The sequence below is a fragment of the Arthrobacter sp. 05L45_2 genome (assembly GCF_056397525.1).
Map to the genome: position 1 here is coordinate 1 of NZ_JBFTNO010000003.1, position 12304 is coordinate 12304.

The 12304-nt window shown below is 65.7% G+C and carries 12 protein-coding genes and 1 tRNA gene; 3 read left to right on the top strand and 10 right to left on the bottom strand.

What is annotated here, in order from left to right:
- The first annotated feature begins 212 nt into the window (after positions 1-212).
- Positions 213-1412 (top strand): acetyl-CoA C-acetyltransferase, encoded by a 1200-nt coding sequence (locus AC1DHD_RS00480; RefSeq protein ID WP_476877794.1) that lies wholly within the window; start codon positions 213-215, stop codon positions 1410-1412.
- Complete coding sequence (locus AC1DHD_RS00485; RefSeq protein WP_476877795.1) at positions 1412-1966, top strand: aminoacyl-tRNA deacylase; 555 nt, start codon at positions 1412-1414, stop codon at positions 1964-1966. The genes AC1DHD_RS00480 and AC1DHD_RS00485 overlap by 1 nt, the downstream gene beginning before the upstream one ends.
- 110 nt (positions 1967-2076) lie before the next feature.
- Here the strand turns inward: AC1DHD_RS00485 and AC1DHD_RS00490 are convergent, their stop codons facing one another.
- The 10 genes from AC1DHD_RS00490 to AC1DHD_RS00535 all read right to left on the bottom strand — a co-directional run bounded on the left by AC1DHD_RS00490 (position 2077) and on the right by AC1DHD_RS00535 (position 10734).
- Complete coding sequence (locus tag AC1DHD_RS00490; protein WP_476877796.1) at positions 2077-3909, bottom strand: bifunctional metallophosphatase/5'-nucleotidase; 1833 nt, start codon at positions 3907-3909, stop codon at positions 2077-2079.
- Positions 3910-4133: 224 nt separating this feature from the next.
- Positions 4134-4511 carry a 50S ribosomal protein L7/L12 gene (gene rplL / locus AC1DHD_RS00495; RefSeq protein WP_476877797.1) on the bottom strand — a complete coding sequence of 126 codons (378 nt, stop codon included), beginning with the start codon at positions 4509-4511 and terminating at the stop codon, positions 4134-4136.
- A 77-nt stretch (positions 4512-4588) separates the two neighbouring features.
- The gene (gene rplJ, locus AC1DHD_RS00500) at positions 4589-5179 is read right to left on the bottom strand and encodes a 50S ribosomal protein L10 (protein ID WP_138768559.1); all 591 of its coding nucleotides are present in this window, start codon (positions 5177-5179) and stop codon (positions 4589-4591) included.
- Positions 5180-5470: 291 nt separating this feature from the next.
- Entirely contained in the window at positions 5471-6589 is a 1119-nt protein-coding gene (locus AC1DHD_RS00505; RefSeq protein ID WP_476877798.1) for a GNAT family N-acetyltransferase, read from the bottom strand.
- A 132-nt stretch (positions 6590-6721) separates the two neighbouring features.
- Positions 6722-7834: a GNAT family N-acetyltransferase gene (locus AC1DHD_RS00510; protein WP_476877799.1), complete on the bottom strand. Its 1113-nt coding sequence runs from the start codon at positions 7832-7834 to the stop codon at positions 6722-6724.
- 94 nt (positions 7835-7928) lie between these two features.
- Positions 7929-8636, bottom strand: coding sequence for a 50S ribosomal protein L1 (gene rplA / locus AC1DHD_RS00515; RefSeq protein ID WP_476877800.1), 708 nt, complete (start codon positions 8634-8636; stop codon positions 7929-7931).
- 181 nt (positions 8637-8817) lie between these two features.
- Positions 8818-9249, bottom strand: coding sequence for a 50S ribosomal protein L11 (gene rplK / locus AC1DHD_RS00520; protein ID WP_476877801.1), 432 nt, complete (start codon positions 9247-9249; stop codon positions 8818-8820).
- A 129-nt stretch (positions 9250-9378) separates the two neighbouring features.
- Positions 9379-10185, bottom strand: coding sequence for a transcription termination/antitermination protein NusG (gene nusG, locus AC1DHD_RS00525; protein WP_476877802.1), 807 nt, complete (start codon positions 10183-10185; stop codon positions 9379-9381).
- 112 nt (positions 10186-10297) lie between these two features.
- Positions 10298-10582 (bottom strand): preprotein translocase subunit SecE, encoded by a 285-nt coding sequence (gene secE / locus AC1DHD_RS00530; RefSeq protein WP_056738571.1) that lies wholly within the window; start codon positions 10580-10582, stop codon positions 10298-10300.
- A gap of 79 nt (positions 10583-10661) precedes the next feature.
- Positions 10662-10734, bottom strand: a tRNA-Trp gene (locus AC1DHD_RS00535).
- Between the two features lie 286 nt (positions 10735-11020).
- On the opposite strand from AC1DHD_RS00535, the gene AC1DHD_RS00540 reads away from it, so the two are divergent.
- Entirely contained in the window at positions 11021-12238 is a 1218-nt protein-coding gene (locus AC1DHD_RS00540; RefSeq protein WP_476877803.1) for a pyridoxal phosphate-dependent aminotransferase, read from the top strand.
- Positions 12239-12304 lie beyond the last annotated feature (66 nt).

Here is a 12304-nt window from a genome sequence, read left to right on the forward strand (position 1 = left end):
GGCTAAGCCCACCGCTATATGAAGGCTGAAGGTAAACAGGGAAGACGCAAATATCTACGATACGGCAAAGCAACCTACTTGTCTACCCCACTTGCGGCGTGAATGCAAGCACGTCCCCCGGCGCCGGCGCTCCCGCCCTCCCCGCCGAATAGCACCGTGACGGGGCTCACGATAGCCTTGAAGAACATCGTTAGAGATCGGAAGAGATAACCATGAACAACTCCGCGGACAACAATGATGTTGTCATCCTCGCAGCCGCCCGCACCCCCCAGGGCCGGCTCAACGGGCAGCTGGCCAGCTTCACCGCCGTCGAACTCGGTGCCCACGCAATCCGCGCCGCCCTTGCTGCCAGCGGAGTCAAGGCTGACCAGGTCGATTCGGTAATCATGGGCCAGGTCCTGCAGGCCGGCGCCGGGCAGAACCCGGCCCGGCAGAGTGCCATCGGGGCAGGCATCGGCTGGAACGTTCCCACCGTCACCATCAACAAGGTGTGCCTTTCCGGCCTTACCGCCGTGATCGACGCAGCCCGGCTGATCCGCAGCGGGGATGCCACCGTGGTGGTCGCCGGCGGCCAGGAGTCCATGACCCGGGCGCCGCACCTGTTGCCCGGCTCCCGGCAGGGCTGGACGTACGGTTCCATCCAGGCGCTCGACGCCGCCGCCCACGACGGCCTCACCGACGCCTTCGACGGCCAGTCGATGGGACTGTCCACGGAGAGCAAGAATGTCACCCTCGGCATCGACCGCGCCTCCCAGGACGAGGTGGCCGCGGCCTCGCACCAGCGCGCCGCATCGGCTGCGAAGGATGGCGTCTTCGACGGCGAGATCGCGCCGATCAGCGTCAAGCAGCGTAAGGGCGACCCGCTGGTGGTCAGCGCCGACGAGGGCATCCGTCCGGACACGTCGGTCTCCTCCCTGGCCGGACTGCGTGCCGCGTTCGCCACGGACGGCACCATCACGGCCGGCAACTCCTCGCCTCTCTCTGACGGGGCAGCCGCTCTGGTCCTCACCTCGCGGCAGTTCGCCGAGGACCACGGACTGGAGTACCTGGCCGTGGTCGGCAAGCCCGGACAGGTCGCCGGACCGGACAATTCGCTGCACTCCCAGCCGTCCAACGCGATCAAGAGCGCACTGGATAAGGCCGGATGGTCAGCCGCGGACCTGGACTTCATCGAGATCAACGAGGCCTTCGGCTCCGTGGCCGTGCAGTCCCTCAAGGACCTGGACTACCCGCTCGAACAGTGCAACATCCACGGCGGCGCGATTGCCCTGGGCCACCCGATCGGCGCATCCGGAGCACGGCTGGCCCTGCACGCGGCCCACGAGCTGAAGCGCCGCGGCACCGGCAAGGCCGCCGTGTCCCTCTGCGGCGGCGGCGGCCAGGGCGAGGCCCTCCTGCTGTACCGCGACTGATGACCGAACCCACGGCACACCCGGCTGCGGGGCAGGCTTCCGGCCCCGCAGCCGGTCTTCCTTCCGGGCACCACCACGGCGGGAGCACCGGCAGGAAACGCTTCCTCGCCGACGCCGCCGCACGCGGGATCACGGTGGAACTGGTGGAGCGGATGGCCGCGAGCAGCCTGGAGGAGGCCGCGGCCATCCTCGGCATCAGCCCCGGCGACATCGTGAAGTCCCTTGTGGTCAAGCACAAGGACGGCAGCTTCCTCTTCGCCCTTGTCCCCGGCGACCGCCAGATCTCCTGGCCCAAACTCCGCCAACTGGTCGGCGTCAACAAGTTGTCCCTGCCCAGCGCCGACGTCGCCCTCGCTGCGACCGGCTACGAGCGGAGCACCATCACCCCGCTCGGCAGCACCACCGCGTGGCCTGTGTACGCGGACAGCACCATCGCCGGCCGCCGGATCTCGATGGGTGCCGGTGAGCACGGCTACAGCGCGTTCGTCGACGCGGACGCACTGACCGCCGCCCTCGGCGCCGTCGTCGCGGACATCACCGATCCGGTCCAGTAACGACGTAGCCCAGCCCGGTTAACACGTGCCTGGCGCATCGACTGCTCCGTAGGTGCCGTTCTGGGCGCTGAAAACGGCGGTTACGGAGCAGTCGATGGGAGCTCACTGCGTCAGGCGGTGACTGTCAGGGCTTGCCCGTTGACCGTGAGCCGCCAGTTGTCCTGGCTGAAGACCGAGGCGTCGAGCGTCCCGCGGGCCACGACGTAGTCGATGATGCGCTGCCGGATCTCCTGCTGGCTGTTGGAGAGGACCGGGGCCGTCTTGACCGCGGGGAAGTTGCCGCCACCGCTCTGGCGGTAGTTGTTGATGGCCATGGCAAATTCCTTGTCCGCCGGCACGGGGGCGCCGCCGTAGGTGAGATTCATGATCCTGTCCCCCACCGGGCGGCCCAGGTCGATCTCGTAATTCAACGGCGCGTCCAGCCCGTACACGACGTCGTAGTTGTAATCCGGGGTGCCGTTCGGCGCGATGGCGGTGGCCGCGTTCGTGACGTCCTGGGCGCGCGCGGTAGTGCCGCTGACCGGCTTGAAGTACTGGGCCGACCACTCCAGGTAGGCCTTGACCTGCGCGCCCGTGACCTTGATGGAGAGCAGCGTGTTGTCGAAGATGTAGAGGCCCGCCACGTCGCGGATGGTCAGCGGGCCGGCCTTCACATCCACCGACCGGGAGAAGGCAGCCGCAATGGACAGCACCGGGAGTGCCGCTGCCGGGCCGTTGGCGAGTTCGGCTTTGATGGTGGCCGCCTGGACGTAGTTGATCGCATCGATCGCTGCGGAATCGCCCCAGCAGGCGGTGGCCGTGGACAACGGCGCGGTGGAGGTGCCGATGACCTGGTTCACGTACTTCACGGTGGCCTGGTGCCCGGCCTGCACCGCGTTGACAACGGCGGGGTCCGGGTCCACGGTCTTGGCATCCAGCAGGTGTGAGTGGGCCGAGGTCACCTTCCACTCTCCGCGGTCCTTGACCAGATCCAGGTCGATGACGGCGACCCGCATGCCCCATTTCAGCGGCTCGGTCAGGAGGACCTGCCGGCCGGTGGCCTTGTTGGTGACGAACCGCTCGGGGATCTCCAGGTGCGCGTGCCCCACCAGGATGGCGTCAATCCCTGGAACCTCCTCGGCGAGCTGGGTGGACGCGTTCTCGGGGAACGGCAGCGCATCCCCGTAGGAGGAACCCGGGGTGGCGCCCGAGTGGCTGGAGACGATAACGACGTCAGCCCCGGCCGCCTTCATTTCCGGGATGACCGTCTTGGCTTCCTCGACGATGCCGTTGAAGTCGAGCTTGCCCTGCACGTTGTCGCGGTCCCAGAGCGCACACCCCGGAGTCACGAAGCCAACCAGGCCCACCGTCACCCAGCCGTTCCCTGTCTTGACCCGCTTGAGGACGTACGGCGTGAATGCCCGCCCGCCGCTGACGGCGTCGTGGACGTTGGCGCCGAGCAACGGGAAATCAAGCTGCTTCTCCCAGGTCCGCAGCATGGGGACCCCGTAGTTGAACTCGTGGTTTCCGAGGGCGACGGCGTCGTAGCCCACGGCGTTCATGGCCAGGGCCATGGGGTGCTTGACGGTGTCGGAGATGGGGTTCACCTTGGCGAAGTAGTAGGCCAGGGGCGTGCCCTGGATGGTGTCGCCGGAGTCTATGGTGAGGGTGTTGCCGGCGCCGCGTTCGGCCCGGACGGCCTTGATCAGGGTGGCCGCCTGGGCGATGCCGATCTTGTTGCCCGAGCTGTCCGAGTACGGAACGTCCTTGAAGTAGTCCCAGTTGAAGACGTTGTTGTGCAGGTCGGTGGTGCCCAGCACCGTGAGGGTGAACTGCTTCTTCCCGTTGGCGGGTGCTGCCTGGGCGGCCGGGGCCCCGGAGAGCGTCGCTGCGGCGGCGCTGCCGCCAACGAACGCCGCGGTGAGCATGGCGCGGCGGGAGAACGACGGGTTGGGATCGGTCATTGTATGAGCTCCTCAGGGGTTTCGCGGCCGGTCGGCACAAAGCCAAAGTCTAGGGCGGCGGCCGCGTCCTGAAAAGGAGAGCCCGCCATCATTTGCACAGGATTCACCTGCGCCGCCATCCACGCGGCAGTCCCGCGAAGCCCCCGGAACGCAGGAAACCCCGCCCACCGAAGTGGACGGGGTTTCCCGGGTGGAAAGCGTGAAGCCTTCCGAAACTGCGAGTGTTACTTGAGGGTAACGGTGGCGCCGGCAGCCTCGAGCTGCTCCTTGGCCTTCTCAGCAGCTTCCTTGGTGGCGCCTTCGAGGACAGCCTTCGGTGCGCTGTCAACCAGGTCCTTRGCTTCCTTGAGGCCGAGGGAGGTGATGGCGCGAACTTCCTTGATCACTGCGATCTTCTTGTCGCCAGCAGATTCGAGGACGACGTCGAAGTCGGTCTTCTCTTCGGCTTCTTCAGCAGCTCCGCCACCGGCGGGGCCGGCAACTGCGACAGCAGCAGCGGTAACTTCGAAGGTCTCTTCGAAGAGCTTGACGAACTCGGAGAGCTCGATGATGGTCAGTTCCTTGAAAGCTTCAATGAGCTCTTCGTTGCTGAGCTTCGCCATGGTGTGGCGTCCTTCCTATAGGTGGTGCTGGGCGGCCTGGGCCGTTGCTTCGCACCGGAGTCTTGGTTGAAAGAGAGTTAGTTCTCTTCGGTTGCTGCGGCCTCGGCCGGAGCTTCGGTCTCTGCTGCTTCTGCGGCCGGGGCTTCTTCAGCGGCGGGTGCTTCGGCAGCTGCCGGTGCACCGTTCTCTTCTTCAAGCTTGAGGCGCAGGGCGTCAATGATGCGTGCAGCAGCGGCAGCAGGAGCCTTGAGGATGCCTGCAACCTTGGCGAGCTGCAGCTCGCGGGACTCGAGTGCTGCCAGGGCAGCAACTTCGCTGGCGTTCAGTGCCTTGCCCTCGAAGTAACCGGTCTTGATGACCAGCTGCTTGTTAGCCTTGGCAAAATCCGTCAGGCTCTTGGCAGCTGCAACAGCGTCACCCTTGATGAACGCGATTGCAGTGGGGCCGGCAAGCTGGCCGTCGAATGCTTCGACGCCGGCTTCCTTGGCTGCAATGGCGGTCAGGGTGTTCTTGACGACCGCGAACTTAGTGTCCTGGCCGAGAGAAACACGCAGCTGCTTGAGCTGTGCAACGGTGAGCCCACGGTATTCGGTCAGGACAGCGGCGTTCGATTCCTTGAAATCGTTAGTGATCTCAGCTACTGCTGAAACCTTGGTAGGCGTTGCCATAACCCTCCTTCCGGGGATAGTGCCGGTATTCCGGGTCCCCTCAGGATCGCTAAAACTAAAAACGCCCCGCGCAGATGCACGGGGCTTGTCTCAACGCGGGCCAGCCGCGGAGCTTTGCTTCGTTCACCTGCGCCGGCCGCCCTGCGATGGGGGTCCTTCGTCCGGAAATCTACTTTGATCCCCCGCACACAACTGCAGAAGTGAGCGATGCTCAGGAGAGTGGATTTCCAACAACCGACGGTCTTTGGTTCCCCCAGCTTACGGGACGGACCCCGGCAGCTCCAAATCGGCTCAGCTGACACTGGGCCCGAGGTCGGGGAGCTCCTTTTGCCAGATACCGGTGACCCCCGCGGTGGTGAAGCCGAGCTGCTGGTTGACGGTCAGCAGATACCGGTTTTCCGGCGCGTTCCAGGTGTACAGGACCCGGGCGTCCGGGAACTGCTCCGTGAGCCGTTCCATGTTGGCGACCTTGATCAGCAGCCCCAGCTTGTTCCCGCGGTGCTCGGCCAGGACCACAGTGTCATCCTGGAAGACGACGTCGGGGCGCAGCGCCAGCACGCTGATGGTGGTCAGGCCGGCCAGCGACCCGGTGGCGATGTGCTCGACGGCGGTGACCACCGTCCGGCGGCCCTGGGCGATGGCGACCTCTTCGGCTTCCCGGAGGATGCCGCCGTCGAAGACCAGCTCCTCATCGCCGGCACCGGGAGAGCTGCCCTCCCCGGCCCGGTTTTCGAGGGCGACGACGGCCTCGAGCCACTGGTCCGGGCAGCGGTCCGTCCAGTGGTGCAGCCGGTACCGTCCGGCGTTGGCTTCCTCGGCTTCGGCCTGCAGGTCCGCGACCACCTTGCTGTCCAGTGGAAGGGCGCAGGAGCTGAACTGCTCGATGTGCTGGAGCGTGTACCCGGTGTGCTGCGCGAACTCCACCTCCCGGCTGTTCAGCGGAACGAACCCCATGCCGGAGCCGGGGATGAGCTGCCCGGCTGCGCTGTCCGCCAGGCTCGCGCCGGGATGGTTTGTATCGATCAGGATGGTCCGCCGGCCCTCGTCCCGGGCGAGGTGCTCCGCGGCTTCCAGGAGTTGCCGGCCAACGCCGCGGCCTTGGAACTCGGGCAGGATATCCAGGGTGAATTCGGCGAGGTCCAGGTTGTCCGCCAGGGGCAGGGCCACGTCAGCGGTGCCGACAATGACGCCGTCGACCTTGGCCACCAGGATGACCTGTCGCTCGTAGGGGTCCGCCATCTCCAACAGCTTCTCCAGCGGGGAGTAGGCGAGATCGTCGCTCCCCCACGTCTGCATGCGGACTTTGCGGCCGACTTCGACGGCGGCAAGGAAGTCCGCGGCATCCGGTCCGTCCAGCGAATCGGGGATCCAGAGCTGCTCGACCCGTACTTCCTCTGCCTTAGCGGGCATGTTCCCAGCCATCCTGCCGCCGTGCGTTCCGCCCGGCTCTCACCGGGCTTTCAAGCGTCAGCATATGCCCGTTGGGGCCCGCATTCCATGCCCCACGCGGGCCAGTTGCGGGCCGGGCCCGGCCGCGGGTTGTCACCCGGATTGGGAAGCATTCTCCGGGGCGACGGAGCGTTGCCATTCCCCGTCCCAGCCCGCGGGCCGGAAGCCGAGGGCGATGTTGATCGCCAGCATGTGGCTGTTCTCGGCAGCGTTGAAGGTGGTCACCCGCTCCACGTCCGGAAAATCGGCCAGGCGCCGCAGATTGGCGATCTTGACCAGCATCCCCAGGCGGTGCCCGCGATGGCTGGCTGCCACCAGCGTGTCATCCTGTTCGGCGAGCCACGGTTTGCTGGGCGCGAGCTCCAGCACCGAGTACGCCGCGAGCTCTCCGGTCTCCACGTGCCGGGCCGCCGCCACCAGGGAGGTGTTGCCGGCCCGCTGCCAGGTGTCCTCCACGTGCCGGACGCGCGCGACGTCCCACGTCTCGGCGTCGAAACTGAGGCCGCCCATCGGGGCGTCCGTGCTCATTCGCGACATCAGTACGGCCAGCTGGGCGACGTACTCATCCGGGCAGCGGTCGGTCCAGGTCAGGAGCTCGTATCCGGCGGCCCTGGCCTGCGCCCCGCTCTCCAGCCCGTCCAGCCCTGGTGCCGCGGCGGCCACGTCCAGGCTGCTGAACCGTTCGACCTGCTCCAGCCGGTAGCCGGTGGCGGCCGCGAACCGCACGCCAGGTGCCGTTGCCGGCAAGGCGCCGGTGCCCGTCAGGGGCACGACAACGTCCGGACCGTCGGCGTCGAAGTCCGCCGGGTGTTCCGTGAAGGTCATCAGGGTGGTGCGGCCATCGCCGGCCGCGAGGGCCTCGGCATGTTCCAGCAGCGCCCGTCCAATACCGCGGCCGGTGTACTCGTTGAGTACGGCCACGTGCAGGAGTGCACTGCCGAGGTTTTCCTGCTGCTCGAACCTGACCCAGGACTTCGCTGCCATCTTGCCGTCGACGCGGACGAAGAACAGCCGCGTCCGCGTGTAGGCGTTGTCCCGCCAGAAACGCAGCCGGGCCGCGGCCGCCGACGCACGGTCCAGATTCCCCCACGTTTCAAGGGTCAGGGCGTCGCAGAGCTGCCCGAATTCCAGGAACTCCGCCGCGCCAGGGCTTTCAAGGGACTCGGGCAGGACCAGGGGCTCGATCAGATACGTCGATGCAGTCACCGGCCCAGCCTAACGGGCGGCCGAAAAGCAGAAAAGACCGCCCCGCGTGAGCGGGACGGTCTTTTCGTTACTTGCTGCTGCAAGCGGGCGAGGACTAGACCTCGGTCAGGACCTTGGTGACGTTGGGGTCAACCGAGATGCCCGGGCCGAACGTGGTGGCCACGGTGGCCTTCTGGATGTAGCGGCCCTTGGAAGCGGRCGGCTTCAGGCGAAGGACCTCTTCCAGCGCTGCTGCGTAGTTCTCGGCCAGCTTGACGGCGTCGAAGGAAACCTTGCCGATGATGAAGTGCAGGTTCGAGTGCTTGTCGACGCGGAAGTCGATCTTGCCGCCCTTGATGTCGTTGACAGCCTTGGTGACGTCAGCGGTCACGGTGCCGGTCTTCGGGTTCGGCATGAGGTTACGCGGGCCGAGGACCTTACCCAGGCGGCCAACCTTACCCATGAGGTCCGGGGTGGCGACGGCGGCGTCGAAGTCGGTCCAGCCGCCGGCGATCTTTTCGATCAGGTCGTCGGAACCAACGAAGTCGGCGCCGGCTGCGATTGCGGCCTCAGCCTTGTCGCCGGTGGCGAAGACGAGGACGCGGGCGACCTTACCGGTACCGTGCGGCAGGTTGACGGTGCCGCGGACCATCTGGTCGGCCTTGCGGGGGTCGACGCCGAGGCGGAAGGCAACCTCAACGGTGGCGTCGAACTTGGACGGGTTGGTGTCCTTGGCGAGGGTCACTGCCTCGAACGGCGCGTAGAACTTCTCCGCGTCGATCTTGGCGGCGGCTGCCTCATATGCTTTGCTGCGCTTTGCCATGCTGCTTATTCTCCTTGTGCAGGTGTGGTCTGCGGACCGCGCTGGGCCCTGCCACAGTCGGGTCTCGGCCAGATGTTCCCGGCCGGGTTCCCGCTATTCAATGTTTAGGTGGTGCCGGCTGGCCGGCGGTACTGACGGCGTCGTGATCGGTTTCCCGTCCCGTCGCATCAGCAAAAGGGAATTAACCCTCGACGGTGATACCCATGGAGCGGGCGGTGCCGGCGATGATCTTCGCGGCGCCTTCCAGGCTGGTGGCGTTGAGGTCTTCCATCTTGGTGGTGGYGATCTCGTTGACCTGGGCCTGGGTCAGCTTGGCAACCTTGACGGTGTGCGGGGTAGCCGAACCCTTGGCGACGCCTGCAGCCTTCTTGATGAGCTCTGCAGCCGGCGGGGTCTTGGTGATGAACGTGAACGAGCGGTCCTCGTAGACCGTGATTTCAACCGGAATAACGTTGCCGCGCTGGGCTTCCGTCGCAGCGTTGTACGCCTTGCAGAATTCCATGATGTTGACACCGTGCTGGCCAAGCGCAGGACCGATCGGCGGGGCCGGGTTAGCGGCACCTGCCTGGATCTGCAGCTTGATGAGGCCGGTGACCTTCTTCTTGGGAGCCAATGTAGGTCCTTCTCTCAAATACGTCCTGGGGCACAGGAGCGTGCCTCAGGTTGGTGGYCGCCATGGCGAGGCGGCCGGCCGCTCCGGGGCTGCTAAGCGGGCAGCCCGGGGCGAATTCTGTGGGTGGAGCTAGATCTTGCTGACCTGGTTGAACGCCAGGGTGACAGGGGTTTCGCGCTCGAAGATGGAAACCAGGACCACCAGGGTCTGGGACTCCGGCTTGATCTCGGAGATCGTGGCCGGAAGGGTCTCGAACGGACCTTCCTTGACGATGACGGATTCGCCGACTTCGAAGTCAACGGCCACGGGAACCTGGCTCTGCTTGTTGACCGGCTTGCCCTTCTCGGCCTGCTCTTCCTCGAAGACCGGGGCGAGCATGGAGAAGACCTCGTCGAGGCGCAGCGGCACGGGGTTGTGGGCGTTGCCCACGAAGCCGGTGACACCGGGGGTGTGGCGGACGGCGCCCCAGGAGGCATCCGTCAGATCCATGCGGACCAGGACGTAGCCGGGGATGCGGACGCGGTTGATGACCTTGCGCTGAGCGTTCTTGATCTCAACGACTTCCTCCATCGGGACCTGGATTTCGAAGATGTAATCTTCCATGTCCAGGGTCTGGATGCGGGTCTCAAGGTTGGCCTTGACGCGGTTTTCGTAGCCGGCGTAGGAGTGGATGACGTACCAGTCACCCTCCTGGCGGCGGAGCTTGGCCTTGAACTCGTCGGCGGGGTCGACGTCGGCCGCGGCGGCTGCCGCGAGGGCGTCGCCCTCTTCCTCGGTTTCGGCTTCCCCGGCGTCTACGGACTCATCAGCAGTCTCGTCGGCGGCGTCGGATTCGGGCGCAGCAGATGCAGCCTCGGACTCGTCGCTGGCTTCCACCGCGGCGTCCTGGCTCTTATCCAGCTCAGTCTCAGTTACCTCGAGCTCCTGCTCAGACACTTGGTCTCCTGCTTCCTCATTGCCTAACATGCCTATTTAAATGACTCAATTCCGCACACCCCGCAGAAGCTCCGGATTTCCGGAGGTCCACGCGGTCTGCGGACCGGTCGCCTTAGCGGTCCGTGGCGCCTGTTCCGCCGAAGACCCAGCTCACTCCGGTCCCGAAGGCCAGGTCCAGCAGGGTGACGATCACCATCATGATGACCACGAACACCAGCACCACGAGCGTGTAGTTGATCAGTTCCTTGCGGGTGGGCGCGACGACCTTCTTCAGTTCGCCGATGACCTGGCGGACGAAGAGTGCGATCCGGGCGAAGAATCCTGCCTTGGGGGCATTCTTGGCGGGGCGGCCTTTGGAGCTGCTGGCAGCTGTTTCGGTCACCTGATCCTCACTCATCCTCGCAATGTCGGATACCCGGCTCTGAACTGAACCATGGTTGCTGCGCTGGTTCCGGTCGTTCCCGGAACAGCTTGCGCAGGGCAGACAGGACTCGAACCTGCAACCTGCGGTTTTGGAGACCGCTGCGCTACCAATTGCGCCACTACCCTATGGATCGAAAACGGGTCAGACTGCCTTGTTCCGCAGGCTTCCCTGAGGCGCACGCCATCATCGTGTTTTCAACACCGGAGAACCAGTCTACGCAACAACTGCGTCCACGTCGAACCGGCTCCGTCCGGACCCCTGGCTGCGGGCTGAAACAACGTCCCGGAGGTCGCTTTCGCGCCTCGGGTCACATTCATACCCGGCACCCCGGAGGATCCGMTGAACAGCATAGAGTAGATTTCGTCGAATCCCACATCCAGCCACGAGCTGTACGCGAAGAACGGACCCGCAATGCCTGCCGCCCGCATTTCCCAGCGCATTTCCGCCATAGCCGAATCCGCCACACTGGCTGTCGATGCCAAGGCGAAGGCGTTGAAGGCGGCCGGCCGCCCGGTCATCGGCTTCGGGGCCGGCGAGCCCGACTTCCCCACTCCCGGCTACATCGTCCAGGCCGCCATCGAGGCCGCAGGCCAGCCGAAGTTCCACCGCTACTCCCCCGCCGGCGGCCTGCCCGAACTGAAACAGGCCATCGCCGAAAAGACGTTCCGGGACTCCGGCTACAAGGCTGAGGCGTCCCAGGTCCTGGTGACCAACGGCGGCAAGCAGGCCGTCTACAACACCTTCGCCACGCTGCTGGACCCGGGCGACGAGGTGATCGTCCCGACACCGTTTTGGACCACCTACCCCGAGGCCATCCGGCTTGCGGGCGGCGTGCCGGTGGAGGTTTTCGCCGGTCCGGACCAGGGTTACCTCGTCACGGTGGACCAGCTGGAAGCGGCCGTCACGGACCGCACCAAGATCCTGCTCTTCGTGTCCCCATCCAACCCGACCGGTGCCGTGTACTCACCGGAGCAGGTCAAGGAAATCGGCCAGTGGGCGGCCGCCAAGGGCCTGTGGGTGGTCACCGACGAAATTTATGAGCACCTGACGTACGACGGCGTCCCGTTCACCTCGATCGCGACCGCCGCCCCCGAGCTCGGCGACAAAGTGGTCATCCTCAACGGCGTCGCGAAGACCTATGCCATGACCGGGTGGCGGGTTGGCTGGATGATCGGCCCGGCAGACGTGATCAAGGCCGCCACGAACCTGCAGTYGCACGCCACGTCCAACGTCTCCAACGTTCCGCAGATGGCCGCCCTCGCTGCGGTCTCCGGTCCGCTCACGGCAGTGGATGAGATGAAGGTGGCCTTTGACCGCCGGCGGAAGGCCATCGTTGCCGGCCTGAACGCGATCGAGGGCGTGGACTGCCCCACCCCCAAGGGCGCYTTCTACGTCTACGCCGACGTCCGCGCCCTGTTGGGCAAAGAGTTCCCTACCGCGAACGGCCCGGTCCGGCCTTCGACGTCGGCTGAACTGGCCGCACTGATCCTCGATGAGGTGGAGGTCGCCGTCGTCCCGGGTGAGGCATTCGGTCCGTCGGGTTATCTCCGGCTCTCCTACGCGCTGGGCGACGAGGACCTGGCTACCGGCGTCGGCCGTCTCCAGGACTTCCTCGGCAAGGCCAAGTAGCCGCCCCAAATCCCTGATGCGCTATCACTTTTGGTCCCTAAACCGCCGGAATAGGGACCAAAAGTG

Coding starts and splice junctions, on each gene's coding strand:
- AC1DHD_RS00480 (WP_476877794.1), top strand. CDS start 213: ATGAACAACTCCGCGGACAACAATGATGTTGTCATCCTCGCAGCCGCC.
- AC1DHD_RS00485 (WP_476877795.1), top strand. CDS start 1,412: ATGACCGAACCCACGGCACACCCGGCTGCGGGGCAGGCTTCCGGCCCC.
- AC1DHD_RS00505 (WP_476877798.1), bottom strand. CDS start 6,589: ATGCCCGCTAAGGCAGAGGAAGTACGGGTCGAGCAGCTCTGGATCCCC.
- AC1DHD_RS00490 (WP_476877796.1), bottom strand. CDS start 3,909: ATGACCGATCCCAACCCGTCGTTCTCCCGCCGCGCCATGCTCACCGCG.
- secE (WP_056738571.1), bottom strand. CDS start 10,582: ATGAGTGAGGATCAGGTGACCGAAACAGCTGCCAGCAGCTCCAAAGGC.
- rplJ (WP_138768559.1), bottom strand. CDS start 5,179: ATGGCAACGCCTACCAAGGTTTCAGCAGTAGCTGAGATCACTAACGAT.